The sequence below is a fragment of the Homoserinimonas sp. A520 genome (genome assembly GCF_054489245.1).
Genome location: NZ_JBTMWX010000001.1, coordinates 618,182 through 643,102 on the forward strand (window position 1 = coordinate 618,182; position 24,921 = coordinate 643,102).

Annotated in this window: 31 protein-coding genes; 16 read left to right on the forward strand and 15 right to left on the reverse strand. The window is 64.3% G+C overall.

The window, feature by feature from the left end; translation table 11 throughout:
• Window positions 1-13 precede the first annotated feature (13 nt).
• The 5 genes from ACX3PH_RS03150 to ACX3PH_RS03170 form a co-directional block, all read right to left on the reverse strand.
• Window positions 14-331: a hypothetical protein gene (locus ACX3PH_RS03150; RefSeq protein ID WP_459089290.1), complete on the reverse strand. Its 318-nt coding sequence runs from the start codon at window positions 329-331 to the stop codon at window positions 14-16.
• A complete protein-coding gene (gene fliS / locus ACX3PH_RS03155) occupies window positions 321-752 on the reverse strand; it encodes a flagellar export chaperone FliS (RefSeq protein ID WP_459089292.1) in 432 nt (143 codons plus the stop codon). Before fliS ends, ACX3PH_RS03150 begins: the two co-directional genes overlap by 11 nt.
• A 2-nt stretch (window positions 753-754) precedes the next feature.
• Window positions 755-2,086 carry a flagellar filament capping protein FliD gene (gene fliD, locus ACX3PH_RS03160; protein ID WP_459089294.1) on the reverse strand — a complete coding sequence of 444 codons (1,332 nt, stop codon included), beginning with the start codon at window positions 2,084-2,086 and terminating at the stop codon, window positions 755-757.
• Window positions 2,087-2,228: 142 nt separating this feature from the next.
• Complete coding sequence (locus ACX3PH_RS03165) at window positions 2,229-3,077, reverse strand: flagellin N-terminal helical domain-containing protein (protein WP_459089296.1); 849 nt, start codon at window positions 3,075-3,077, stop codon at window positions 2,229-2,231.
• 110 nt (window positions 3,078-3,187) lie between these two features.
• The gene (locus ACX3PH_RS03170; protein WP_459089298.1) at window positions 3,188-4,009 is read right to left on the reverse strand and encodes a sigma-70 family RNA polymerase sigma factor; all 822 of its coding nucleotides are present in this window, start codon (window positions 4,007-4,009) and stop codon (window positions 3,188-3,190) included.
• Between the two features lie 305 nt (window positions 4,010-4,314).
• On the opposite strand from ACX3PH_RS03170, the gene ACX3PH_RS03175 reads away from it, so the two are divergent.
• From ACX3PH_RS03175 to ACX3PH_RS03200, 6 genes are all read left to right on the forward strand, one after another.
• Window positions 4,315-4,878: a flagellar protein FlgN gene (locus ACX3PH_RS03175; RefSeq protein ID WP_459089300.1), complete on the forward strand. Its 564-nt coding sequence runs from the start codon at window positions 4,315-4,317 to the stop codon at window positions 4,876-4,878.
• Between the two features lie 9 nt (window positions 4,879-4,887).
• Window positions 4,888-6,318: a flagellar hook-associated protein FlgK gene (gene flgK / locus ACX3PH_RS03180; RefSeq protein WP_459089302.1), complete on the forward strand. Its 1,431-nt coding sequence runs from the start codon at window positions 4,888-4,890 to the stop codon at window positions 6,316-6,318.
• 3 nt (window positions 6,319-6,321) lie between these two features.
• The gene (flgL, locus tag ACX3PH_RS03185; protein ID WP_459089304.1) at window positions 6,322-7,203 is read left to right on the forward strand and encodes a flagellar hook-associated protein FlgL; all 882 of its coding nucleotides are present in this window, start codon (window positions 6,322-6,324) and stop codon (window positions 7,201-7,203) included.
• Window positions 7,200-7,583, forward strand: a complete 384-nt coding sequence (fliW, locus tag ACX3PH_RS03190; RefSeq protein ID WP_459089306.1) for a flagellar assembly protein FliW — start codon at window positions 7,200-7,202, stop codon at window positions 7,581-7,583. Before flgL ends, fliW begins: the two co-directional genes overlap by 4 nt.
• Before the next feature lie 66 nt (window positions 7,584-7,649).
• The gene (locus ACX3PH_RS03195) at window positions 7,650-8,294 is read left to right on the forward strand and encodes a dienelactone hydrolase family protein (RefSeq protein WP_459089308.1); all 645 of its coding nucleotides are present in this window, start codon (window positions 7,650-7,652) and stop codon (window positions 8,292-8,294) included.
• Between the two features lie 109 nt (window positions 8,295-8,403).
• On the forward strand, window positions 8,404-9,819 hold the full coding sequence (locus tag ACX3PH_RS03200) for a serine hydrolase domain-containing protein (RefSeq protein WP_459089310.1): 1,416 nt from the start codon (window positions 8,404-8,406) through the stop codon (window positions 9,817-9,819).
• Between the two features lie 72 nt (window positions 9,820-9,891).
• Here the strand turns inward: ACX3PH_RS03200 and ACX3PH_RS03205 are convergent, their stop codons facing one another.
• Window positions 9,892-10,416: a DinB family protein gene (locus tag ACX3PH_RS03205; RefSeq protein ID WP_459089312.1), complete on the reverse strand. Its 525-nt coding sequence runs from the start codon at window positions 10,414-10,416 to the stop codon at window positions 9,892-9,894.
• Window positions 10,417-10,458: 42 nt separating this feature from the next.
• Here ACX3PH_RS03205 and ACX3PH_RS03210 point away from each other — a divergent pair, with 42 nt between their 5' ends.
• Together ACX3PH_RS03210 and ACX3PH_RS03215 are read left to right on the forward strand one after the other, a co-directional pair.
• Complete coding sequence (locus ACX3PH_RS03210) at window positions 10,459-10,755, forward strand: DUF2470 domain-containing protein (protein WP_459089314.1); 297 nt, start codon at window positions 10,459-10,461, stop codon at window positions 10,753-10,755.
• 113 nt (window positions 10,756-10,868) lie between these two features.
• Complete coding sequence (locus tag ACX3PH_RS03215; protein ID WP_459089316.1) at window positions 10,869-11,513, forward strand: biliverdin-producing heme oxygenase; 645 nt, start codon at window positions 10,869-10,871, stop codon at window positions 11,511-11,513.
• A gap of 6 nt (window positions 11,514-11,519) precedes the next feature.
• Here the strand turns inward: ACX3PH_RS03215 and ACX3PH_RS03220 are convergent, their stop codons facing one another.
• Entirely contained in the window at window positions 11,520-12,809 is a 1,290-nt protein-coding gene (locus tag ACX3PH_RS03220; protein ID WP_459089318.1) for an ATP-dependent DNA helicase, read from the reverse strand.
• Between the two features lie 63 nt (window positions 12,810-12,872).
• Here ACX3PH_RS03220 and ACX3PH_RS03225 point away from each other — a divergent pair, with 63 nt between their 5' ends.
• The gene (locus tag ACX3PH_RS03225) at window positions 12,873-13,874 is read left to right on the forward strand and encodes a hypothetical protein (protein ID WP_459089320.1); all 1,002 of its coding nucleotides are present in this window, start codon (window positions 12,873-12,875) and stop codon (window positions 13,872-13,874) included.
• A gap of 29 nt (window positions 13,875-13,903) precedes the next feature.
• On the opposite strand, the gene ACX3PH_RS03230 is transcribed toward ACX3PH_RS03225, so the two are convergent.
• Both ACX3PH_RS03230 and ACX3PH_RS03235 read right to left on the reverse strand, forming a co-directional pair.
• Window positions 13,904-15,874: a cytochrome c oxidase assembly protein gene (locus ACX3PH_RS03230; protein WP_459089322.1), complete on the reverse strand. Its 1,971-nt coding sequence runs from the start codon at window positions 15,872-15,874 to the stop codon at window positions 13,904-13,906.
• A 157-nt stretch (window positions 15,875-16,031) separates the two neighbouring features.
• Window positions 16,032-16,517 (reverse strand): hypothetical protein, encoded by a 486-nt coding sequence (locus ACX3PH_RS03235; RefSeq protein ID WP_459089324.1) that lies wholly within the window; start codon window positions 16,515-16,517, stop codon window positions 16,032-16,034.
• 55 nt (window positions 16,518-16,572) lie between these two features.
• Between ACX3PH_RS03235 and ACX3PH_RS03240 the strand changes: the two genes are divergently transcribed.
• On the forward strand, window positions 16,573-17,595 hold the full coding sequence (locus tag ACX3PH_RS03240) for a DUF6398 domain-containing protein (protein WP_459089326.1): 1,023 nt from the start codon (window positions 16,573-16,575) through the stop codon (window positions 17,593-17,595).
• 6 nt (window positions 17,596-17,601) lie between these two features.
• Here ACX3PH_RS03240 and ACX3PH_RS03245 read toward each other — a convergent pair whose 3' ends face one another.
• Both ACX3PH_RS03245 and ACX3PH_RS03250 read right to left on the reverse strand, forming a co-directional pair.
• Window positions 17,602-18,024 carry a type II toxin-antitoxin system VapC family toxin gene (locus ACX3PH_RS03245; protein ID WP_459089328.1) on the reverse strand — a complete coding sequence of 141 codons (423 nt, stop codon included), beginning with the start codon at window positions 18,022-18,024 and terminating at the stop codon, window positions 17,602-17,604.
• Entirely contained in the window at window positions 18,021-18,281 is a 261-nt protein-coding gene (locus tag ACX3PH_RS03250) for a hypothetical protein (RefSeq protein WP_459089330.1), read from the reverse strand. Before ACX3PH_RS03250 ends, ACX3PH_RS03245 begins: the two co-directional genes overlap by 4 nt.
• Window positions 18,282-18,359: 78 nt before the next feature.
• Between ACX3PH_RS03250 and ACX3PH_RS03255 the strand changes: the two genes are divergently transcribed.
• The 5 genes from ACX3PH_RS03255 to ACX3PH_RS03275 all read left to right on the forward strand — a co-directional run bounded on the left by ACX3PH_RS03255 (window position 18,360) and on the right by ACX3PH_RS03275 (window position 22,391).
• Window positions 18,360-19,133, forward strand: coding sequence for an alpha/beta fold hydrolase (locus ACX3PH_RS03255; RefSeq protein ID WP_459089332.1), 774 nt, complete (start codon window positions 18,360-18,362; stop codon window positions 19,131-19,133).
• Entirely contained in the window at window positions 19,130-19,798 is a 669-nt protein-coding gene (locus tag ACX3PH_RS03260; protein ID WP_459089334.1) for an esterase/lipase family protein, read from the forward strand. Before ACX3PH_RS03255 ends, ACX3PH_RS03260 begins: the two co-directional genes overlap by 4 nt.
• 193 nt (window positions 19,799-19,991) lie before the next feature.
• Window positions 19,992-20,684 carry a GAF and ANTAR domain-containing protein gene (locus ACX3PH_RS03265; RefSeq protein ID WP_459089336.1) on the forward strand — a complete coding sequence of 231 codons (693 nt, stop codon included), beginning with the start codon at window positions 19,992-19,994 and terminating at the stop codon, window positions 20,682-20,684.
• Between the two features lie 46 nt (window positions 20,685-20,730).
• Window positions 20,731-21,477 (forward strand): GAF and ANTAR domain-containing protein, encoded by a 747-nt coding sequence (locus ACX3PH_RS03270; RefSeq protein WP_459089338.1) that lies wholly within the window; start codon window positions 20,731-20,733, stop codon window positions 21,475-21,477.
• Between the two features lie 551 nt (window positions 21,478-22,028).
• Window positions 22,029-22,391 (forward strand): hypothetical protein, encoded by a 363-nt coding sequence (locus tag ACX3PH_RS03275; RefSeq protein WP_459089340.1) that lies wholly within the window; start codon window positions 22,029-22,031, stop codon window positions 22,389-22,391.
• 109 nt (window positions 22,392-22,500) lie between these two features.
• Here the strand turns inward: ACX3PH_RS03275 and ACX3PH_RS03280 are convergent, their stop codons facing one another.
• From ACX3PH_RS03280 to rpmB, 4 genes are all read right to left on the reverse strand, one after another.
• Window positions 22,501-22,773 (reverse strand): HU family DNA-binding protein, encoded by a 273-nt coding sequence (locus tag ACX3PH_RS03280; protein WP_459089342.1) that lies wholly within the window; start codon window positions 22,771-22,773, stop codon window positions 22,501-22,503.
• Between the two features lie 125 nt (window positions 22,774-22,898).
• Entirely contained in the window at window positions 22,899-23,204 is a 306-nt protein-coding gene (gene rpsN, locus ACX3PH_RS03285; protein ID WP_459089344.1) for a 30S ribosomal protein S14, read from the reverse strand.
• Between the two features lie 2 nt (window positions 23,205-23,206).
• Complete coding sequence (rpmG, locus tag ACX3PH_RS03290; RefSeq protein ID WP_108518565.1) at window positions 23,207-23,374, reverse strand: 50S ribosomal protein L33; 168 nt, start codon at window positions 23,372-23,374, stop codon at window positions 23,207-23,209.
• Window positions 23,374-23,610, reverse strand: coding sequence for a 50S ribosomal protein L28 (gene rpmB, locus ACX3PH_RS03295; protein WP_459089347.1), 237 nt, complete (start codon window positions 23,608-23,610; stop codon window positions 23,374-23,376). Before rpmB ends, rpmG begins: the two co-directional genes overlap by 1 nt.
• 210 nt (window positions 23,611-23,820) lie before the next feature.
• On the opposite strand from rpmB, the gene ACX3PH_RS03300 reads away from it, so the two are divergent.
• Window positions 23,821-24,918: an LLM class F420-dependent oxidoreductase gene (locus ACX3PH_RS03300; RefSeq protein ID WP_459089349.1), complete on the forward strand. Its 1,098-nt coding sequence runs from the start codon at window positions 23,821-23,823 to the stop codon at window positions 24,916-24,918.
• The last annotated feature ends 3 nt before the right edge of the window (window positions 24,919-24,921 follow it).

Below are 24,921 nucleotides of genomic sequence, written 5' to 3' on the forward strand. Positions count from 1 at the left end.
GGAGAAGGGTGCGTCAGCCGGTGATGTCGAGGTAGACGGACCTGTCGCCGCGCACCGGCGGGATGGAGCGCACCGCGGTCAGCTGCTGGCCGGTCGCCAGTTTCAGTTCGTTCAGGCGCCTGGCCGACTCGCCGAGCTCCGCCAGGATGCCGGTCGCGCGGTCACGCAGGTCGATGGGTATCGGCCCCAGGTGCTGCGGGGGTTGCCAGGCCGACGGCTGGGTCGGAACGACACCGTGGTCGAGCAGGTGGCGGTCGTTCGCCAGGTCGGATTCGAGGCCTTCAAGCGCCTCGACCCAACCCTGGCGTATCGCGTGTGCTTCAGGCGACACCGAGAATCCGCCCACTTGGTTCGGTGGGCGCCGGCTGCGCCGACAATTGCCCGGCGGCCTCGTGCCAGCCCTGCCTCAGCGGTTCCAGCAGGGAGATGGCCTCGCGCACGCGTGAGACATCGCGCTGCACGTTGGCCGCGATGAGGGCGTTGGAGACGTAGGTGTAGAGCGCGAGGAGTGTTTCGCCACCGTCCCAGACATCCGTCTTGAGCGACGACCCGAGCTCGGCGAGGATCGCCTGGGCGTGCAGCAGGTTTTCGGATGCCACTTCCCAGTCCTGTTTGCCGTGAGCGGCTTCGGCGCGCTCCAGGTCAAGCAGCAGTCGGTCGTAGAGCATGGTCAGCAGGCGAATCGGCGAAGCGGAAAGAATGGCATCGCGGTTGTACTGCGAGCGCTGCACTTCAATGTTGGTCATCGTCATGACTAGTCCTTCCGTGGTGTTAGCGACGATAGTTGCGACGTCAGCCAGGCTGACTGGGAGTTGAGCGAGCTGAGCCGCACTTCCATGGCGACAAAGGTTCGCCTCAGGGTGGCTTCGCGCGCCGTGAGGCGGTCGTCCCACTCGGAGATCTGGGTGCTCATGTTCTTGACGAGCGATTCCTGGCCGGTGATTTTCGAAGTGAGCAGGCCGTCGTACTTGTCCGAGGCTTCGGTTGCGGATGCCTCCACCCGCGTGGACAGCTCCTTCATGACGGATGCGACCTTCGCCGGGTCTTCTTTCATGGCGGCTTCGAATTTTTCGGCGTCGAACTCGAGCGCCCCTGCTTTGGTGATCGAGATCCCTATTTCGGAAGGTGATTTGCCGTCAACCGGCAGAGACGCAGCCGACAGGAGTGACTGCTTGACGCTCCGTACCGTGCTGTCGCTGGTGAAGAGACCCGCGGTGACGGTCGGTTTTCCGTCGGCACCGGTGGTCGTTGTCACCGACGATCGGGCTGCGATGAGGGCGAAGATGTCATTGAGCGAGGCGACGAAGTCTGCGGCGACCTTGGTGGTCGCTTCCTGATCCCGTTCCACCGTGAGCTCGACCGGGTCGGTCGATGCCTTGGAGACGGTCACATTCACCCCGGGAAGCAAGTTCTCGAAGGAGTTCGTGGACGAGGTGATGGTCTGCTGAGCGGCCGTGCCAGCCCAGAGTCGGATTTCGGCATCCTGGGCCACTGTGACAGCGGTGGTTCCCACTGCCGTCCCCGAGACGGTGAATTTGCCGGCGATCCCGCTCGTCTCCGAGGTCAGTTGCAGACGGAACTGGGGATCGCCCGTGACCCCGTCGACTCCGGATGCCACTTTGACGGCTTTCACACCGGCAGCCGAGGAGTTGATCGCGGCAACCATGTCGTCGAGCGAGGTGGATGCCGCGGTGATCTCGATGGGGCCATTCGCCCCGTCGATCGTGATCGCGGTGTCTGGCCAGGCGGTCACCGCGTCGGTGACCGTGACCTGGGTCTGGGCGACTTTGTCGACCACGAAGCTAAGCGAGCCGACGCCGGCCCCGGACCCCGCGGTGGCTGTGGCATTCGTCGAGTTCGTCTTCGCGGTGAAGAGGTCGAGTGCTTCGGGCTTCGCGGTGCCCTTCGCCAGAGTGGCAAGCGACGCGATCCTGGCATTCAGCTGCTGCAGCGCGGCGATGACGTTCTGGGAGCCGGAGACCTTCCTCTTGAGCAAGGTTTGCGGGATGGCCTCTACCTGCATGAGGCCGTTGATCAGTGCAGTGGTGTCCAGGGAGCTGGAGAGGCCATCGAGCGCGAATCCCATTGTCCTGTCCCCTTCTGCGCGACGTTTCTAGTGGTTTCTTCCGTGTGGTTCGTGAGTTCTACTTGGGAACGCGCGGTGGCGACCGAGGTAAGAGGTCCAGTTCCTCCTCGGCCGCCACCGGGCGTTGATCTAGCGCCCTGTGCTAGCCGAGCAGCTGGAGAACTCCACTGTTCGACTGGTTCGCCTGGGCGAGCATCGCCGTGCCGGCCTGCGACAGCAGGTTGGCGCGGGTGAAGTTGACCATTTCCGAAGCCATGTCGGTGTCGCGGATGCGAGACTCGGCAGCGGTGATGTTCTCCCTCGACACGTTGAGGCTGTTGATGGCCGACTCGAACCGGTTCTGCACAGCACCCATCGCAGCGCGCGAGGTGGACACCTCGGTGATGGCCGTGTCGACCGCTCCAATTGTGGTCAGCGCGTTTGCAGCGGTGTCGTACGTCAACGCCTTGATGTCGGCGCCGAGTGTGGCGATGTCAGCCGCGCTCAGGTCGATCGCGATCTGGTCGTTGCCGGCCGTGCTACCAGCTCCAACCTGGAACGTGAGCTTGCCAGTTCCGTCACCGGAGGTTGCACCGTTGAGTAGGGTGATGCCGTTGAAGTTCGTCGAGTTGCCGATCCGGGTGAGCTCGTCGGCGAGTGCGTCCGATTCTGCCTTGATCGCCAAGCGCGAGTCTGCGTTGTTCGAGTCGTTACCGGCTTGAACAGCGAGGTCGCGGACGCGCTGCAGGATCGAGTGAACCTCGGTCAGGGCGCCTTCTGCGGTCTGGATGACCGAGATGCCGTCCTGGGCGTTGCGGGCTGCAACAGTGAGGCCGCCGATCTGCGAACGCAAACCCTCGGAGATCGCCAGGCCGGCCGCGTCATCCGCAGCGCGGTTGATGCGGAGACCACTGGACAGCTTCTCCAGGGACTTTGAGAGATCGTTCTGCGTGTTGGACAGGTTGCGGTACGCGTTGAGCGCCGCAACGTTGGTGTTGATCTGCATACCCATGATGTTTTCCTCCGTGATTGGGTTATTGATCGCCGGCCCATCCATGGGCTGACATTCATAGCTATCGGCGGCCTAACGACATCCGTTAGATGAACCGCAGACAGGTCCGGTTACGACGCAACCTCGAGCGCGCGGCGCGGCTTGTCGTTCGCCATGCGGGCCATGCCAATCAGCGCCTGCTCGGCAACACGCGCCAAGTAGGCGTTGCGGTTGGCCGGCGCGATCCGCGACTCCGGAACGTAACTTTCGGTGTTCGAGTCCGAGTAGTGGATTTCGAGCCCGTCCTTCAGCAACCGCACGGCCTCCGCGCGCTGCTGCGAGACGGCCGAGTGGGTGGTGCCCAGCTCTTCGGCGATCTCCTTGACCGTGCGGTCCTCGAAGTAGATCTGGGTGACGATGTTCCGCATCTTCTCTGGCAGGGCCGCAACAGCCGCCCGAAGATAGGTGAGCCGCTCGGCGGACAACAGTGTTTCCTCTGGCAGTGCGGTGTCGGCAACCAGGATTTCTGCGGTCGCCTCGTCAAGTGTCGATACGACCCTGGCGGCGTCGGCGAGACCTGCGGCGGCCGCCTCGCGGTCAACTCCGAGGGCGGATGCGATCTCATCAACACCCGGGGTGCGACCGAGTGCCGCAGTCAAAGTCTCCTTGACGGCGAGAGTCTCCTTGATCCTGCGCCGCGCTCCCCTGGTCGCCCAGTCGCTCGCACGCATCTCATCGGCGAAGGCGCCCATGATGCGGCGTCGGGCGAAAGCTCCGAACGGAATCCCCAGGTCGGGGTTGTAAGAATCAGCCGACGTGATGAGTGCGACAGCCCCCGCTGAGGCCAGGTCATCACGTGACAGGTGACTCGCCTTGGCACACAGATCTGACACCAGGTAACCGACAAGTGGGAGATTCTCGACCACCAGCCTGTTGCGTTCTGTTCTGTTCATTCCTGGACCCCCATTAACGAGTACTGCTCTATTGGTGCTGTCGTGCATTTGGGTAAGCATGCATTCGAATTGATTCGGGTCGGGTGTTGTCACTGTATCGACGCTGTACCCCGCAATACGACCCCAATTCCCTTTTGTTTGCTTGGTTGTTGCCCCCAGTGCGGGGGCGCCTGTACCCCGAAAGTCGACAAGCTGTCCTCACTTCGGTGGACTGTCTACCCCTGTCCGGGGGACCGACGAGTCGCCGGGTTATCGCTAACGCCGGTAGTACCCTTGCCGATAGTTCATACGACGGAAGTGGTGACATGAAGCGCATGAACAGCCTGCTGGAGAAGCCATTCTCGGCGTCAGAATTCGGATCAACGGAGAGGGTTAGTGCAGATATGGGTGCCAACGAACTCTCCGCCGCCCTCTGGCGTGAACGCGAACTTCTCGACCTCCTGGTCTTCAAGCTGGAGGAGGAGCAGCTGCTGCTCGCCGCGGGCAAGGCCCGGTGGCTGCAATTCGCGACGCGTGAAGTAGAGCAGGTCATGGAGAGGCTCCGCACCGCAAGCCTCGCCCGCACCGTCGAGGTCAGCAGTCTCGCCGGCGAGTGGGGAACGGACGAGAACGCCACGCTTCGCGAACTCGTCGAGCATGCGCCTGAGGGTGCCTGGGCAGAACTGTTCACCGCCCACCTGACCGCGATGTCCGAACTCACCGCGCAGATCGCGGAGCTGCGCGACCTCAACGAGAAGTACCTGCGCAGCGCCATCCGTTCCAGCCAGGAAACGCTGGCCGGGCCCCGCGACGACACCGGCCTGTACAACGCCAGCGGAACCTCCGGCGGCACCGCGACAGGCGCCCGACTCTTCGACCAGAGCGTTTAGGGAAGTCCGATGAGCACCTTCAGCGGGCTGAACTCCGCCTACACAGCCCTCACCGCGGCGCGCCGGGGTCTCGATGTCGTCGGGCAGAACATCGCGAACGCGACGACTCAGGGCTACACGCGGCAGCGCGTGACCACCTCTTCCATTGGTTCAGTCGCCCAGGTTGGACCGCTGTCCGCCCCGCTGCAAGTCGGCCAGGGCGTAAGCGTTGACGGCATCGCCCGGCTCGGCAACGTCTACCTCGACGCCCGCGTTCGGGACTCGGCAGCCTCATCCGGCTATTGGGCGGTACGTGCCAACACCATGAGCTCGCTCGAGGTCAGCCTGCAGGAACCCGGCGAGAACGGCCTATCCACCCGGCTTCAGGAGTTCTGGGCCGGCTGGCAGGATCTTGCCAACCGTCCAGGAGAGCCCGCACCGGCAGGAATCATCCTCGAGAAGGCCGGCGTCCTCACCTCGCAAGTCGCCAGCGGATACAAGGCCGTCGACAACCAGTGGACCCAGCTACGAAGCGAACTCGCTGGCATGGCCAGCGAACTCAACGACGCTGCAGCCCAGGTCGCCGACCTCAACGGGCGCATCCGTGCCGCGAAGGCCAGCGGAAGCTCGGTCAACGAGCTGCTCGATCACCGCAACCTGCTCACCACCACCATTGCGGCCCTCAGCGGCGGAACCGTGCGCAACCTGCCTGACGGGACAGCGGAAGTACTTATCGGCGGCAACGCGATCGTTTCGGGCGACACGTTCCGACCGGTCACCGTGGTAGGCAGCGCCCACCTTGACGGAGCAGCGAACCCTCCCGTTCACCTGGAGTGGGTGCACCGACCGGGAGCGTCCGTCTCCCTCGACGCAGGTGAGATGGCGGGGGCCATTTCCATGCTTGCGCCAACCACGCCCGCCGGAACCGGCGGAGCCCTGGCGGAAGCAGCCAAGCAGTACAACGAGTTCGCCACTTACCTGGCCGAAACCGTGAACGCAGTGCATTCGGCCGGATATACCAATAGCGGAGTGCAGGCGGGAGCATTCTTTGAGATGGACACCACGGCTGGGGTTCCAGCAGCGTTGGGCCTGAGTGTCCTTCCCACCAGCGTTGCTGACCTCGCCACTGCGTCGCCGACCGGTGGCAACCTTGACGGATCCAACGCAGCCGCGATTTCGGCTCTCGGGACCGGAAACGGCTCACCGGACAAAGTATGGTCAACGTTCGTGACCCGCACTGGCGTTGCCAGCCGCTCTGAGATGCAGCAGGCGGTTCTGGGCGAGCTGGCAGCATCCGCCGCCGTCGGCAACCAGCTGTCCAACGCATCCGTCGACCTCGACGAGGAGAACATCAACATGCTCACCCACCAGGTCGCATACCAGGGCGCCGCCCGGGTGATGACCGCCATTGACGAGATGCTCGACACCTTGATCAACCGCACCGGAGTGGTAGGGAGGTAGGCCATGATCTCGCGAGTGACCAACCAGACGGTGATGCGCGCCGCCCAGCAGAACCTGCAGCACAGCATGAGCGAACTGGCCAGGCTGCAGGACCGCGCTACCAGCCTCCAGAAGATCAGCAAGCCATCGGATGATCCGATCGGCACCGCAGACTCCATGCGAGTGCGGGCTGAACAGAAGCAAAACGACCAGCACTCCCGCAACATCAACGACGGAAAGGGCTGGCTCTCCACAGTCGACTCTGCGCTGACCAAATCCACCGCTCTCATTCACAAGATTCGAGACCTCACCGTGCGAGGCGCCAACGACGGCTCAATGTCACCGGAAGCGAAAGAGGCCATTGCGATCGAGCTCGAGGGGCTCAGGGACGAGTTACTGAGCACCGCCAACACCCAGTACCTGGGCCGCACAATCTTCGCCGGCACCTCCGATGCTGGTGCCGCCTTCGGAGCCGGCTACACGCATAACTCCACAGGTGGCACAGTTCAGCGACCGATCGACGCGAACACCACGGTGCGTGTCGACGTGGACGGCAGTGAGGTGTTCGGGAACGGCCCGGACTCGGTATTTGCCCTCGTCGACACGATCGTCGCCAACCTGCGCGATGGCACCAATGTCGGCCCACGCCTCGGCGACATTGACACCCGATTGAACGCCATCCTCGGCCAGCACGGCGCCGTGGGTGCCAGGCACGCGCAGATCCTGAGAGCCGAGGAGACGAATATGGAACGATCCGGATCACTGGAGGCCCAGCGATCGGGGATCGAAGACGTCGACCTGGGTGAGGTGGTGCTCGAGCTGAAGCTGCAGGAGGTCACCTACCAGTCCGCCCTCGCCGTCACCGCGCGAGTGCTGCAGCCGACGCTGATGGACTTCCTGCGATGACCGCCGTCCTGACCTTCACCGGTCCCCCGCCGGGGCTCGCGCCCCTCACCGACTTCATCCTCGACGACGTCAACGGTGCGGCCGGCCTCTACGCACTCCACGCCGCCAGCGACCCGGGTATCCGCCTCTACGTGCTCGACGCGGCCGTCTACCTGCCGTGGTACACGCCGGAGATCACTGATGAGCAGGCGCTCACCCTCGGCATTGGCGCGCCGGAGGACGCCATGGTGCTGGTGGTCGCGAACGCGTCGGAATCCGGGACGACCACCAACCTGATGGCACCCATCGTGGTCAACTCGAAGACCGGTCGATGCGCACAGGTGATCCTCGAAGACCAGGACTGGCCGATCCGCGCAGAATTGACAGCGCGCTCCGCCTGAACAGCGGCGGTCCACGGCTAGAGTGGCGAATGTTTGCACCACCATTCACCGTCTGAGGGAGCCAGGATGGCCGAACTGATCCCGATCGATTCGCCCGGCTGGTCGCTGGAATACGGCGAGCCGGGGCATCCGCTCGCCGTCGTCATTCACGACTGGTACGGCCGGCTGCCATGGGTGACGGAGTACGCCGAGGCGCTGTCGACCTTCGGTTTCCGGGTCGTCGTGCCCGACCTGTACAACGGGGTGGCGACGAAGGATGCCCGCACAGCCAGGCAGTTGCGGGACGAACTCGATGTCGCCCTGTGCCTGGCCATCATCGACGACGCCATCCTCGAAGCCCGCACCCAGGGAACCGAGCGCATCGGCGTGATCGGGTTCTCCGTCGGCGCTTGGATCGCACTGCTCCACGCCCAGGGCGGGGCAGCGGATGCCGTCGTCGGCTACTACGGGAGCCTCAACTCCTCCGAGTACGGCGTCACCCCGTGCCCGGTGTTGCTACACCTCGCCGAGGTCGACGACTGGCCGAAACGCGGCGACCCGGAGAGCATGGTCGTGCACCTGAAGGACCACGGAACGCCGGTCACCGAGTACACCTACGGCGGCACCCGGCACTCATTCGCGAACGAATCGATCGAGAAGGCCTGGGACCCGGCCGTCGCCGCCCTCTCCTTCGAGCGCACGGTCGCCTTCCTCGACGAGCACCTGCGATAGCAAAGCGGGTCGAGCTTGTCGAGACCAGGTGAGCTTGTCGAACCGTGGTGGTGCCTCGGCAAGCTCGTCTGGTTTCGACAAGCTCAACCAGCGAGTGGATGATGGAACCGTGACCCACGCCATCCAGCAACCAGACCTCGACTACATCACCGACTACTTTGCGAAGCGGCACAGCCGCGGGCACGCACCCAGCGCCGTGTGGGGTGTCTTCGATCGCGGCGGACTGGTCGCCACCGGCACCACGGGAACCCTGCCCGACGGAACCACCCCGACCGAGCACACCGCCTACCGCGTCGCATCCTGCACCAAGAGCTTCGTCGCGGCCGGCGTCCTCGCCCTGCGCGATGCCGGAGCGCTGAGTCTTGACGACCCGATCACCCGCTACGTCCCGGCGTTCACCGACGTCGCCCTGCCCACCGCCGACTCCCCCGTGCCGACACTCCGGATGCTGTTGACCATGTCGGCAGGCTTCCCAACCGACAACCCGTGGGGCGACCGCCAGGAGTCGATGACCAACGACGAACTCGACGCCTTCCTCCGCCGCGGCCTCACCTTCGATACCGTCCCCGGAACGACCTTCGCGTACTCGAACCTGGGCTTCGCCCTGGTCGGTCGGGCGATCGAAGTGGTGACCGGCACGACCTTCATCGACTTTGTCACCGAACGCTTCATCCGCCCGCTCGGGCTGACCGGCACCGGCTTCGACACCTCCGTCCAGTCCGCCGGCGGAGTTGCCGTGGGCACGCGCTGGCTCGATGACCATTGGGAGCCGCTGCCATTCTCGGGCCCCGGGGCGTTCTCGCCGATCGGTGGCATGTTCAGCACCGTGACCGACCTGTCGCGCTGGGCGCACTGGATGTCTGAGGCGTTCGACGACGAAGGGGTGGATGCGCCCGGCTCGCCATTGTCTCGCGCCTCCCGACGCGAGCTGCAGCAGGTGCAGCGGTTCGTGGCGGAGCCCGGTCGTCCGGGTGGGTACGGGTTCGGGCTGCACACGAACCACTACCCCGGGGGCGATGTGATCACCTGCCACTCGGGCGGGTACCCGGGTTTTTCCGCGCACATGCGCTGGTCCCAGACCAGCGGCGTGGGCATGGTCGCCTTCGAGAACGCCACCGGCTCGCGTGTTCCGGTCGCCGTGATCGAAGTGCTCGACCACCTGGTCTCGACGCGCAAACCGAAGCCGATCGACCGGCTGCTCCCTGCGGTTCGTGTTGCCCAGCAAGCCGCCACTGGGCTGATCCGGGAGTGGAGCGATGAGGCTGCCGACCGCCTCTTTTCCGAGAATGTCGCCCTGGACGACCCCTACGACCGGCGGCGGAAGTCCATCGCCAAGGCTGTTGAACGCATCGGCGGGCTCGACGCATCCGCTGCCCCTCGCCCTCAGGATGAAGAGTCGAACTCCCCATCACACCTGGTCTGGTTCATCCCGGGCCATGCGGGCCGGTTGCGCGCCGAACTTCAGCTGACGCCGGAGAATCCGCCGCGCGTGCAGTTCCTGCAGGTCACCGTCGACAAGGGTTAGTCGCCCACCCGTCAGCTGCGGACACGCAGGTATCCGCCCCGCGGGCGTGTCCGCAGGTGACGGATGAACGCGTTAGCGCTGGTGCTCGACGTCCCACAGGTGGTGCACGATGTCGTGCAGGTAGTAACGGGCGAATGAGTCGAGGGTGAACGTTGCCCCGTCGGAACGCTCGGCGGTGCGGTTCCAGGCATCCGCCGGCACCGCGTCGAAAGCGGATGCCACAGCCTCCGCCGCCTCGAACAGCTCGGCCAGCACCTGCTCGGGGTCCTGCTCGTTGTAGCGTTCTGCGATGGCCGCCTCATCCTGGTCCCAGTTGATGAAGGTGGGGTTGTACTCCACCAGGAACCGTTCGAGCCGCTGCAGGTAGACCTGGTGAACGTCGCGCACGTGCGCCGCATACTCCAGCGGCGACCAGGTGTGGTCATCCGGGCGCTGACGCACGTCGTCGCGCGACAGCACCGGCTTCCACGCCGCCGCGTTGTCACGAACCAGTCCGCCCACGGCCGTCACATCGATCGCCGAGGCGTCGAATCCGCACTCAGGGCACTGCCGTTCGGCAGTCCAGGTCCAATTCTTGCTGTCAGGGGTTATCGCCATACCCCATCGTTACGCATCGCCGAACCGGGTACCGTAGATTTCGTGCCAACATTCTCCCCCGACGTCGTTGCCGCGGTGCTCTCCCACATGAACGGCGACCACCCAGAAGACAACCTGCTCATTGCACGCGCCTTCGGCGATCCGGATGCCAGCTCCGCCACCATGATCGACCTCGACGAGGCAGGCGGTCAGTGGACCTACACCGTGGGCGGCACCAGCGCCGCACTGACGGTTCCGTGGTCGACCACCATCTCGGAACGACCAGAGATCCGGCGTGAGATCGTCGTGCTCTATGACCGGGCCTGCGAGAAGCTGGGAATCACCCCGCGCCCTCATTGAGTGGATGCCTGCACCAACCTGAATCGCACCAAACCGTTCACACCGGGCACTGACGGCGCGAAGCCCCGCTGCTAAGCTAAGGCTCACCTAACTTCGACCATGAGGCGAGCACCGTGACAACCATTTCCTTCTCCACCGCTCTGCGAGAGCGCACCTGGACCAGCCACGGAGCCAGTGAAGGCGCAGGCTTCATGACCGACCTCATGCAGGGCAAGGGCAGCAGGAACGACTACATCGCCCTGGTCGCGCAGCACTACTTCATCTACGAGGCGCTGGAGGCTGCGGAGGCCGGTTTTTCCGGCGACCCCGTGGCATCCGCTTTCATCACACCGCGCCTGACCCGCCTGCCCGCCATCGAGGCAGACCTGTCCTTCCTGATCGGCCCGGACTGGCGTGAGCAGATCGCACCGCTGCCGACGACACAGCGCTACGTCGACCGGATCAACACGGTTGCCGCGACCTGGAGCGGCGGATTCATCGCGCACCACTACACGCGCTACCTCGGTGACCTGTCCGGCGGGCAGCACATCCGCCGCCTGATGCAACGCCACTTCGGCTTCGACACGAACGGGGTCGGCTTCTACTTCTTCGATGAGATCGCCAGCCCGAAAGACTTCAAAGACACGTATCGCGAACAGTTGGATTCCGTTGACTGGTCGGCGGAGGAGCGCGAGCGGGTCATCGACGAGGTGCTGATCGCCTACCGGTTCAATACCGAGCTGTTCGAAGACCTGTCAGCCGCGAAGGCTGCCGCGTAGGCGCAACTACGAAGCGGCAATGCCCGGGATCGTCGACGCCTGCGACATGAAGCGCTGGACGTTCTCGTCGACGATGATGTCGGACGGCCGCAACGGCCTGGTGAGGTAGAGCCCGTCCAGCTCGGTGATTCGGCTGAGCGCCACGTAGGTCTGTCCGGGGGCGAATGAGCGCTGGCCGAGGTCGACGATCGCCCGGTCATAGGTCTTGCCCTGCGACTTGTGGATGGTGACCGCCCAGGCGAGCCTCAGCGGGAACTGCGTGAACTCGGCGACGATATCGCGGCGCAGCTGCTTGGTCGCAGGCGAGTACGTGTACTTGAACTTCTCCCACACCGCCGGCTGAACCTCGTGCTCCTCGCCGTCGACGTCGACCCATACGGTGGTGGCAATCTTGGTGACAGTGCCGACGGTGCCGTTCACCCAGCGCTGGTCAACATCGTTGCGGAGGAACATGACTCGAGCGCCGACCTTCAGTTCGAGTTTCTCGTCGGCAGGATAGGCGCGCCCGCCGAACTCGCCGGAGATTTCCGCCTTTGCTGTGAGCACCCGCCCAGGGAGTCTGGCCAATTCGCTCGCGTTGATGCGGTTCACGGTGTCATTGCGCGTTGCCAGGGTGATGGCGCCATCCGTCGGTGCCGACCGGGCACCGGTCTCGTTGAGGCGACCGGCGATCTCGGCGGTGACCTGCCCATGGCGAACTGCATTCAGCATCGCCTTGAACTCTTCCTCGTGCTGCCGGTGGATGGTGTTCAGCTCGAAGATCCGCAACTCCGTGTCATTCCACACCTTCGCGTCGAAGAACCACATCGAGCGGTACTGGTCGCTGAAGTAGGCGCGCTCATCGGCATCGCCCGGCACCGGCGCAAGCTGGTACGGGTCACCGAACAGCACCAGCTGCACGCCACCGAATGCCTCATGCGGGCGCTGCCTGGCCTGGCGCAGGCTACGGTCCATCGCATCCAGCAGGTCGGCGTTGACCATGGACACCTCGTCGACGACCAGGGTGTCGACGGTGTTCAGCAGCTTGCGCACGTCGCCGTTCTGCTCGATGTCGTGATCGGCGATGACACCGATCGGCAGCCGGAACAGGGAGTGGATGGTCTGGCCGCCCACGTTGAGCGCCGCCACCCCGGTCGGCGCACAGATGACCACCTGCTTGGAGGTGTTCCACGACAGGTGGTTCAGCAGGGTGGACTTGCCGGTGCCGGCCCGCCCGGTGACGAAGATGTTCTCGCGGGTGTTCTCGATCGTCTCGTAGACGGCGTCCTGCTCGGCCGATAGCTCGAGTTCGCGCATCCATACAATCTAGTTGTTCTCGTCGCGGAGGGCGGCCGGAAGGGCGACCTTTAGGATGGCGTCATGGTCACGCACGCGGGGGAGGACAACTCGAGCGCGGCCAGCCGATGGGCGATTCGCTGGGGCGTGGTCTTCGGCGTGCTCATTCTGGCGTTCGCCGGCACCGTCATCACACTCAACTCGACGCTCTACAGCGCGGCCGGCTTCGTCTCCTCCTACCTGGACGCCCTCAGCCGCCACGACCTGGAAGGTGCGCTGGCGATGCCGGGTGTCGAGCATCCGCCTGATGCTTTGCCCGACCTGTTGGTTCCGGATGCCATGGGACCGTTGCGCTCATACAGCCTCGTTTCCGACGAAGGGGTCGGCAACGAACACACGCTGGTTTTCGAGATCCGGTTCACCGAGCGCATCACCGAAGAAGTCGAGTTCTGGGTGGAACACACCGGGGCGCGGATGGGCGTGTTCTCCGGTTGGACATTCACCCGCAGCCCGGTCGGCGTGCTGGAGGCGACCCCACGGCACGCGGCCGATTTCGAAGTGAACGGCGTGCCGGTCACCAGCGTTGACGGTGCCAACCAGCCGAGCCGTTTCCAGGTGATGACCCCCGGCATCTACACGCTGTCGCACCAGTCGAAGTTCCTGGAGGCCGAGCCGGCGACCTTCCTGGCAGGCAGCTCGGCCAGGGTGACGACGGCGGACCTGGACATTCGCGCGAGCAAAGCGTTCGTCGACCAGGTGAACACCGAGCTGGCCGCGTACCTCGACGATTGCGCGACGCAGCAGGTGCTGCTCCCCACGGATTGCCCGTTCGGTCGGAGCATCCGCGACCGCATCGAAGGGCTTCCGGCGTGGTCGATCGTGCTGTACCCGCAGGTCACCATCGCCCCGTCGCCTGACCCAGGGGTCTGGGTTGTGCCGCCAACACCCGCGGTGGCCCACCTCACAGTTGAAGTGCGGTCACTCTTCGACGGGTCGCTGTCGACCCTCGATGAAGACGTGCCGTTCGACGTCGAGTACGCCATCACGTTCCCAGGCGACGGCAGCCTGCTGATCACGCCGCGCTAGGGCGGTCTGCCTCGACAGGCTCGACCCGCCTAAGAGCGCTTGTCGCGCGCGGCCTGCTTCGCCAGCATCGCGTTGTACTGAGCGAGGTCGGCATCGCCGTCGCGATCAGCCTTGCGGTCCAACCGTTTCGAGATCTTGTCGTCACTCCTGGCCCAGCTGATGATCACCGCAATGGCCAGCGCTATCGTCGGGATCTCGCCGATACTCCACGCGATCCCGCCGCCCGCCTGTTGGTCGGCGATCGCGCTCGGCCCCCAGTCCCTGCCCATCGCGCCGTACCAATCGGAGAGCAGCAGCCCGGTGCCGGTCATCAGCGACAGCCCGAAGAAGGCGTGGAATGCCATCGTCCCGAGCAACAGCAGCAGGCGCAACGGATACGGCGCCCGGTACGGCACAGGGTCGATCCCGATCAGCGCCTGCACGAAGAGGTAGCCGGTACCCAGGAAGTGCACGACCATCCAGATGTGGCCGATGTGCTCGCTCGCCGCCCAGCGGAACAGCGGTGAGTAGTAGAACACCCAGAGCGACCCGGCGAACAGCACGGCGGCGACGATCGGGTTGGCCAGCACCGAGGCGTACCGGGAGTGCACGGCCATCAGGATCCACTCCCGAGCGCCACGGCTGCCATCCGCTCGTTTGCGGATGGCCCGCGCAGCCAACGTGATCGGCGCGCCAGGAACCAGCAGCACCGGGATCATCATGGTCAGCAGCATGTGTCCCAGCATGTGCATGCTGAACAGGTACTTGTCGTAGACGTAGAGGGCGCCGTTGGTCACGTAGAACAGCAGCAGCAGACCGGCCAGCCACGAGATCGTGCGCAGCACCGGCCAGCGATCCCCCCGTCGGTGCAGACGCCACACCCCGGCCAGGTAGAAGAAGGCGAGGAAGGCGACCACCAGGATCCAGAGCACGTCGAAGCGCCACTCGGTGAAGAAACTGCTTGCGGTCAACTCCGGTGGCAACGGTTCCCCGGTGAGGATGAAGGCCGGAGTCGACGTCACCAACTCCTCAGAGACCGGCGTTGCGGTGCGGCCGAGTGCTGCGGCGACACCGGATGCGAGGCCCATGAACCCGAGTTCCGCCGCGACCAGCCACCAGAAGTATCCGCGCCCGCCATTCTCAGCCCGTTGCATCCGGTCAATCAGGAAGCGACGCTGGGCCAGCCCGAACAGGCCGAGGGCGAGCAGGGCGAGAACCTTGACGCTCACGAGCACGCCGTACGGTGTCAGCAGCTGGTCGAGCGAGCCCACCCTGAGCGCGGCGTTCACATAGCCTGACACCGCAACCACCACGAAGCAGACGATCGCGAGACTCGAGTAGCGGGCGATGATGGGCCCGATGCGCCCGCCCTTCAGGGTTCGCTGCAGCAGGACGATGGCGAGCAGCCCACCCAGCCAGACGGCCGCGAACACGAGGTGCAATCCGAGAGACGAGACGGCTGCGTCATGCCCTGCCGCGCCGGCCGAGTGCCCCTGTTCCGCGATTGGAAGCAGTGCCGCACCGGCCAGGACGGTCACGAAAATGAGCGCGGTCGGGTTGCGCACCGCGAAGCACAGCACCGTAACTGCCGCTGCGATCAACGTGATGATGAGCCAGGCGCGACCCACCTCCGTGTCGCCGATGAACTGGGTCAGGGTCTGCCCGAATGCAGGATCGAATGAGACCGGGCGCTGGTAGAAGCTGAGGAAGGTCAGGAATCCGGTGCCGGCGGATGCGACGGTCCAGAAGGCAGCACCGCCGGCGGCGATATCGATGGCAGCGTCGTAGGCGTCTTCGTCCTTCGACAGCGCGAAACAGACGAGCACCAGCGTGCCAATGGTCAGGGCGACACCGAGGTTGAATAAGAGCTTGGCCACCGGCAGGCCGAAACGCACGATCGGACCTGGATCGCTGATGAGGGGAGCCTCTGCCCCACCGCCGAAGGCCAGGGCCCCGAAGAGTGCCACCAACGCCACGGCCAGCAGGAGCGCTGGACCGACGATGCGTACGAGCCTGGTCACCCATCCAGCCTAGGCGAGTCTGCCAAGCCTCCAGTTTTGTAAAGTGGTGGCCATGTCTTCGAAAAAGGGTCGGAACCGGCACGAGCCCAAGCGAACGAGTACTCGCCAACCCGGGCGCCGCCCGCCGCGGCCGAGCGCTGGGTCAGACCGCGTCGAGCTACCCGAACTTGAGCTGCTCGCCGGCCTGGACGACGCCCTGCGCGAACCCCATCCGATGGCTTTCCTGCTCCGGGCAAGTGCGCTCGGTTCGGTGCTGGACCCGCGTGAGCAGGATCCCTTCGCATCCGCCGAAAACCAGCCGTCCCTTCCCGAACTGTTCGAGATGTTCCTCGAGACCGGTCACCGGCAAACTGACGCGCTGCTGCTCGTGCTCGCGAGGATGCAGGACGACGAATTGTTGGAAGCAAGGATTCGACGCGAAGTGGCCGAACGGCGGCATCCGCTTCCCGGCTGGATCATCCGGCTCGACCAGGTGGAGCCCTATCGTGCCGTGGAGATGACGCATGTACTTGGGGACGGCGACAATATCGTGCTCGGTGTCCGCCTTCCCGGTGGCCGGGAGTGCAGCATCCTCGTCTACATCGACCACAACCTGGGGACTGTGGTGAAGGACGCGTTCGTACTCGATCGCACAATCAGCCACGTTCCCGCCCTTCGAGACGGAGACTTGGCCGTCCGTCCGGCCGCTGACCGAGTGGATGCTGTCACTCCTTCCCCCAGACGGGACGGGCTATGTACGACAGGAGTGGACCAGCGAGGAGCTTGCTACCATTTCCGACGAGTTCTTTGCCTCCGCGTTCGCTCAGCAACTCGATGATGAGAACAACCGGATGATGGCGCAGTCGTTGCTCGAGTTCGGGGCCACGACCGGCCCTGGCGACCCGTTGCGCTGGAGCCCGGTGTCCGTTGAGATCGCCCTGATGGACTGGATTCCACGCAAGCTTGCGGTACCCGTTGACGATCTCCTGCTCGTGCCTGATCTGCTGCGTGCGCTGATCCGGTACAGCCATGCGGTGAGGGGCATCTCTCCCGAGCTGACCACGCAGACCCTCGCGTCCCTCACCGAGTTCGAGCCCGAGTTCTTGGAGGCGGTGCACGACCCGCAACGGGAGGAGCAAGCGAAGGTGCTCCAGCATTTCGCCGAGACCGAGCTGGAGTCCCGGCGGTTGGAGTCCATGAACCACGACGAGTACATGATCGAGGTGCTGGCGCGCGCAGTTGGCGGCGCGGATGCTCTCGCCCGCCTCGACATGGTACCGCTCCCCGACGAGGACTTTGATTGGTCTGGTATTCCGAGTGACGTGCACGGACGGGTGGGCGAGGTACTCGATCTGGTTGACGGATGCTGCGCGGAGTTGTTCGACATCGAGTTCCGTACCGCCTGCCGCCGCCTTCTTGCCCGGGTCGCGGTGGGCGACCCGCAGATTTTCAGGCGCCGGAGTGCCGCTCACACTGCTGCCGCCGCGGTGTGCTGGATGGCCGGTCAGGCCAACGAGAGCTTCTCCATCTATGGAGCCGGGGTTCTGGTGAAGGATCTAATGCGTCATTTCGGTATCTCCGGCAGCGTGTCGCAACGCGCTGAGCTGTTCCGGCGGGCCATCGGCCAGGAATGGCGCTACGGGTCAACCGATCTGGGTGACCGGGAGTTCCTGGTGGCCGCCCGACGCTCCAATCTCATCGGGGTGCGGGACTACTACCGGGCTCGCCTGACGCCCAGCTGACTTCAGTTAGGCCAAATCGCTCGGGTCCAGCCGGGTGATGCTCGGAATGCCGTCAAAGGCGCGATCAGGCGAGACGATCGTGTCGATGCCGTAGGCGAGTGCCGTGGCGGCGTGCGCCGCATCACGACCGCGAATCATCGGCAGTCGCTCAATCAGATCAAGCGACAGGTCGAGCACCTCGCGGTCAAAATTGAGCAGAGTGAATAGTGACGATACGTAGCGGCCCTGTTGTGCGGACGCCGCTCGATCACCACTGCGGCGGAGCCTGTGGTGTACGAGTTCCTGAACCATTTCCACGCTCGCGTATGCGCGAAAATGCTGTTGACCAGCCTGCACGAGTAGCCGCCTGCACGACTGTCGCCAGGGACTGTCAGCCCCTAATGCGTAGACGACAACCGCGCTGTCGACGAGGTAAGCATTCTCCTTCACGGAAGGTCACGCAGGTAATCACGCTCGAATGATTCTTTCTCGGCCTCCCAATCGATCGGCGGACCGTCGGAGTCGGCACTCGCAAGCAAACGTTCAAGAGCATCGCGCCGCGAGACGCGCCTGCGCTCCAGCCGCTCATTCACGGCCTCACGGATGAGCGAAGCGACGCTCTCCCGCTCGGCCACCGCCTCAGCCTCGAGCAATGCATAGACCGCAGGGTCGAACAGCACCTGCACCCGTCTATCCAGCGTCGCCATGCACATACTGTAGCATGTGCATGTTCTTGGGCCAGCTCGCTCCTCCCGGGCCGTAGTTGTGCGGCCTACCCTCGAAGGATGACACCACCACGTAGGGAGTTCGTACAGGTTGACGGCCTGGCCTGTCGAATGCATACCTCCACGGCGAGCGCGGAGGAGGCGCCGGTGTTCGTGCTGCTGCACGGCATCGGCATGTCCCATCGTTACCTCGCGAAACTGCACCGCGAGCTGCGGTCATCCGCTACCGTCATCTCGTTCGACCTCCCCGGGTTCGGTGGCACGCCGAAGCCGCCCGACCACGTCTCGGTCGAGCAGTATGCGACATTGATCGGCGACTCCCTCGACAGGAGTGGTGTGGGCGAATGCGTGGTCGTCGGCCACTCGATGGGATCCCAGTTCGCCGTCGAGCTGGCCAGGCAGCGGCCGACCCTCGTGTCACGGGTGGTGCTGATCGGGCCCGTCGTCGACGCGCGTCGACGCACCGTGCTGCGCCAGGTGGCGGCCCTCGCGACTGACTTCCTCGTCGAGTCGCCATCCACCAACCTGATCGTCCTCACCGACTACCTGCGCTGTGGGCCGCGGTGGTACCTCGCGGAGCTTCCCGAGATGATGGCCTACCCGACGGACGAGCGGATCACCGACGTCTCCGCGCCGGTGCTGGTGATGCGTGGCGCCCGGGATCCGGTGGTCGGCGCCGTCTGGAGTGCGGTGCTGGCGGCGAGGGCCCCGGCCGGGCGGATGCTGCAGATCCCCGGGTGCGGGCACGTCGTGCAGCAGAGTGAGCCCGCGGTGGTGGCGGATGCCATCCGCTCGTTCACCACGGCGCCTTCCACCGTGGGCGGCGCACCGTGAGGGTGCTGCAACGCGCCTGCTGGTGGGTGCTCGACTACGCGTACGCCGGCTATTGGCAGCTGCGGGCCGCCGCCACCCGCACGTCGAGGCCCGACTTCCATAGCGGAACCGGGCGGCCGGTCATCGTCATCCCCGGCATCTACGAGACCTGGCAGTTCCTGCGGCCGATGGTCGACGCGCTACACCAGGCCGGGCATCCGGTGCACGTCGTCACGATGCTGCAGAACAACCGCATTCCGGTCGACCGGGCGGCCCAACTCGTTGCCGACTACCTCGAGCGTGTGGATCTGAGTGATGTCGCCATCGTCGCGCACAGCAAGGGCGGACTGATCGGCAAGTTCCTGATGATGCAACCGGATGCCCGGGGCCGGGTGCACGCGATGGCTGCGGTCTGCGCACCATTCTCCGGATCCCGGTATGCGCGTTTCATGCTGCTGCCCAGCCTCCGCGCATTCTCGCCGTCCCACGCCATCACTGCGCTGCTGGCAACTGAAGTGGCCGTCAACGCCCGCATCACGTCGATTTTCGGATTGTTCGACCCGCACATTCCGGAGGGCAGCGAGCTGGTCGGTGCCACCAATCTCCTGCTGCCCATAGCGGGACACTTTCGCATCCTGAGTGATCGCCGGTGCATAGACGCCGTGCTGGAAGCGGTCGAGGGGTAGCCGCTGCGAGTACGGCAACGGGTGGCTGTCGGCGCGGCTTAGATGTTCTTCCCATGACGCTGGCTGGGATCATTTATTTCGGTTTGGGGCGTACGGTTGTTCTGGAATGGCCGCGGTCGAGGGCCACAGGAGACGTTGCTCCCGCTGAAACTCGCGGCTTCGTCCGAGTAGAGCACACGCCTGAAAGGCACTAATGACCGATGAAAGCGCAGCGGTCTCCGAAGAGAATCCGTCCGGGTCACCGCTCTCCCGCGAGGACCTATGCGGTCCATTCTTCGAGCGCCTTCCGATTACGGGAGCATCCGTATCGCTGATCGGCGGGCCGGGACAGCATTCAACGATCTGTGCGAGTGACGCCATCGCCACTCGGGTCGACGCGCTGCAATTCGAGTTGGGTGAGGGGCCGCGCTGGAAGGCGTTTCGCACCGGCCGGCCCGTCCTCGTTCCCGATATTTCTGATGGACAGCCGGAATGGCCGATCTTCGGCGCCGCCGTTCAGGGCATCGGGGTGAGTGCGCTGTTCGCCTTTCCCCTGGTCATGGGTGCAGTCACTGTCGGTGTCGTCGATCTCTACCGTTCCAGCGCGGGTGCTTTGAGCATCAATGATGTGGAAAGGGCTCTCGCCCTTGCCGGGGCGGCCGCCGGGGCTGCATTGCGTCGTGCCGTCTGGTCTGCCGGGGAAGAGCACCCAGACGTGAAGCTGGCCCCCGAATTGCGGCGAGAAGTGCACCAGGCAACCGGCATGATTCTTGCACAGCTCGACACGAGCGCCACGGAGGCATTCGCCCGTCTCAGAGCTCACGCCTTTTCCAGCGGGCAAACGATAGAGGTCGTGGCGCGCGATGTCGTGATGCGCCGACTCGACTTTCGCGGTTTGACCGAGTGAAACGAGTACCGTTGATACAGGTGCGAGAAAGAAACGAGACTTTCAGATGAGTGATCTATCGAGAGAAGCCAAGCTCAACGCGGCTTTCGTGAAACTTGCCGACACCCTGATTGCCGATTACGACGTCGTCGACCTGCTCCACACGCTGGTCGAGGAGTGCACTGCCCTGGTGGGTACGCAGGCCGGTGGTTTGATGATTTCCGACCCGTTGGGCCAGCTGCAACTCGTGGCGTCGACCAGCGAGCAAGCAGATTTCGTTGAGATCATGCAGCTGAATGCGGGCAGTGGGCCATGCGTGGACTGTTTCGCGACGGGTACTGCTGTGGCCGTGGCCGATATTGACGCGTCGGGCACGCAGTGGCCCGAGTTCCGGGCAGCCGCACTACAGCAGGGTTTTCACTCCGTGAACGCCACACCGCTGAGGCTGCGAGGGCAGGTCATTGGAACGATGAACCTCTTCAGCACGAGCGTCGGAGAGTTGAGCGCTCCCGACGCTGCCGTTGTGCAGGCTCTCGCGGATGTCGCGACCATTGGCATTCTGCAGGAGCGCCTCATTCGCGAGTCCGACATCGTCTCAGAACAACTCCAGCGCGCTCTCGATAGCAGAATCCTGATCGAGCAGGCTAAGGGTGTTCTTTCGCAGACCGGATCCATGGAAATGGATGACGCGTTCAGGGCCATGCGCAACTACGCCCGCAGCAACAACCTCAGCCTTCGGTTGGTTGCCGAGGGAGTCACCGATCGGTCCATAGATGTTCTTGCCACCGCCGCCGCCACCGAATCGGGGGCGTAGCGCTCTCGCGGTCACGCTCATGCGGGTCACATAGCTGAGAACAATTTGACAGACTGTACGTTCTCGTCTACAACTAGGACTTACGTAGTCGTTCTCTCCAGACCTCGGAGTGCGCATTGTGAGGAGCTCAGTCGAGCTCCATCAAATGTGGAGGCACAGCATGGAGATCGAACCACGGTGGCACCGACCATCCGTAGTCATCGGATCCGAGATCGGCGCGGTACATCAACACCACCAGCCCCGCCCTGCAGTCGGTACGGTGCTGGAAAAAATCATTGCCACAGCAAACGCTGAAGTGGTGAACGGGTGGCTGGTCGCTGGTCGCAGCGCAGCCTGGCGAACAGCTCTGGGTGACGAGGCATGATCCGCAGCATGGCATCCGGTGGAGGCACATCTGACGTACCCGGAGCGCTGACCGACTCTGGATCCGACATAGCCGTCACCCAGCCAATTGACATCAGGGCGCTGATCGTCCAACAGGAGTAGGCGTTCCATTTCCCTCAGCATCCGCACCCCCACATTGGGTTTCTTGATGGTCAAGGAGAGTCATCATGGTCGACGCAATTTCTTGTGGCGTGTTGTCGAACGAGGCGCCGCCGTCGGGTTCGGGAACGAGCGCGGAGGACATCCTCATCGAACCGCTCACCTCTGATCGGTGGCGGATCTGCGACAGGCGAGTGTCCGAGCACGACGCACGCGGTCTTCTCGGCTACATCGAGAAGAAGAATGATCAATTTGAAGTCATGCAGCTCGATCATGGGTTCGCCTGGTTCTACTTCGATTCACTCATCGCGGCGACGGACCACTTCACGCGCGCACGTCCCGAGGCGGTCGCGCTCGAGGACCACGTCTTGTCGTGGATGAGTGCGGAACCGCCGACCAGGGTTAGGTCTCGGTCAGCGGCTCGGTCTTGAGGCCGATCACCTTGTGCGTTTCGTCGCAGAACGGCTTGATCCTCAACCTGCGGTTAAGCACCAGAAGGGGTGCAGACCGATGTGGTCCGCACCCCTCCCGAGAACGTACTTACTTGGCTGCAGCCTTCAGCTTGCTGCCAGCGCTGACCTTGACACCGTAGCCGGCAGCGATCTGGATTGCCTCGCCGGTGGCGGGGTTGCGACCTGCGCGCGCGGCGCGGTGGGTGCGCTCAACCGAGAGCCATCCGGGGATGGTGACCTTCGTGCCCTTGCCCACCTCGGTGGCCAGGGTGCTGAAGAGAGAATCAAGCACTCCGTTAACAGCGGCCTGGCTCTGGCCAGACGATGCGGCGACAGCCGCGACAAGCTCGGTACGGTTCATTCGAAGTCCTCCTCGGACATTTGACACATTCACACCTGCTGGTTGTTCCAGCATGAGCGTTTGGTTCAGTTCAGCATTGAATTTTTCTAGGGAACCTTATCGGAAACCCCGTCATTGCAACGAATTTACCAGCTTGACTTGGTAATTCCGGGCAATTCTCCCCGGTGAGCCATATCGCGGAAGCGAACACGCGAAACACCGAACTGCTTGAGGAAGCCTCGTGGGCGACCGTCGATGGCGTCGCGGCCGCGAACGCGCACCGGTGAAGCGTTGCGCGGCAGCTTCTGCAGGCCGAGACGGGCCTCTTCGCGCTGCTCGTCGGTCGACGCCGGGTCGACCAGGGCCTTCTTCAGCTCAAGGCGCTTCGCCGCGTAGCGGGCGACGATCACCTTGCGCTGCTCGTTCTTGGCAATCATGCTCTTCTTCGCCATGGTTAGCGCTCCTCGCGGAATTCGACGTGCTGGCGGATGACGGGGTCATACTTCTTCAACACGAGACGGTCTGGGTTGTTGCGGCGGTTCTTGCGGGTCACGTAGGTGTACCCGGTGCCGGCGGTCGAGCGGAGCTTGATGATCGGACGGACGTCCTGCTGCTTGGCCATTAGATCTTCTCCCCACGGGCGAGCAGGTCTTTGACAACCGACTCGATGCCACGAGCGTCAATCGTCTTGATTCCCTTGACGCTGAGCGTCAGGGTCACGTTGCGACGGAGCGACGGCACGTAGTACGTCTTCTTCTGGACATTCGGGTCGAAACGGCGCTTGGTGCGACGGTGCGAGTGCGAAATGTTGTGCCCGAAGCCTGGAACGGCCCCGGTCACCTGGCAGGTTGCTGCCATGTGATTCTCTCTTTCATGAATACCGTAGGACGATCTGCCCTACCCAAGATCTCTTGTCGGCACACACAACTCCCGTGCATTTCTGGTGGGAGTTTGCATACAGGCGCACGGAGATACCGCACGCAACGTTCCACTTTATGCGATCCGCAAGGCTACGGCAACCGCGGCTACGCTGACACCGGCACTGCTCGGGCGATAGGGAGGCAGCGGATGCGCATCGGTTACGCGACCGGCTACTGGAACCAGGGCCCACCAGCGGGTGCATTGAAGGCAATCCGCACCGCGGAGCGTCTCGGTTACGAGTCCGTGTGGACTGCGGAAGCCTACGGTTCGGACGCCTTCACGCCGCTGGCCTGGTGGGGTTCCCGCACGCGGAGGATCAAGCTCGGCACCGGAATCGCGCAGCTCTCCGCCCGAACGCCCGCCGCAACCGCCATGGCTGCCATCAGTCTCGACCACCTCTCTGGCGGACGCGCAATCCTCGGGCTCGGAGCATCCGGGCCCCAGGTCGTCGAGGGCTGGTACGGCCAGCCGTACCCGAAGCCGCTCGCCCGAACCCGCGAGTACGTGGCGATCGTTCGCGACATCCTGGCCCGCGAGTCGGCGGTGACGGCGCCCGGACCGCACTATCCGTTGCCATACCAGGGGGCGGATGCCACGGGGCTGGGCAAGCCGCTGCGGTCGACCGTGCATCCGCTTCGCACGAACCTCCCCATCTACCTCGCCGCGGAAGGCCCGAAGAATGTCGCCCTCGCTGCGGAGATTGCGGACGGGTGGCTGCCGTTCCTGTTCTCACCTCGTGCCAATGCCGAATTTGCCGGATACCTGGCCGACGGCTTCTCCCGACGCGATGCGGCACTGTCGCCGACATCCGCTTTCGAAATCGCCGTGCAGCTCGCGGTCATCCCGCACCCCGACGTGGAGGCGGCCGCCGACCTGGTGCGGCCGGTCATCGCCCTGTACGTGGGCGGCATGGGGGCGAAGGGTGCCAACTTCCACCGCAACGTGATCGACCGGCTCGGCTACTCCGATGCCTGCGACCGCATCCAGGAGCTCTACCTGGCCGGCAGGAAGAAGGAGGCGATCGCCGCGGTGCCCACTCGCTTGGTGGAGGAAGTCGCGTTGATCGGACCACCCGAGAAGATCCGCGACGAGTTGCAGGCGTGGGAGGAGTCCGTGGTGACCACCTTGCTGGTGCAGGGTCCGGCGTACGCGCTGCGCACCATCCACGACGTGGTGACCGGCGGCTCACTCACCCGGGCGAAACTCGGCGCGCTGGCATTCGCCTACGCGTCCCGCCGCCGCTAAGCG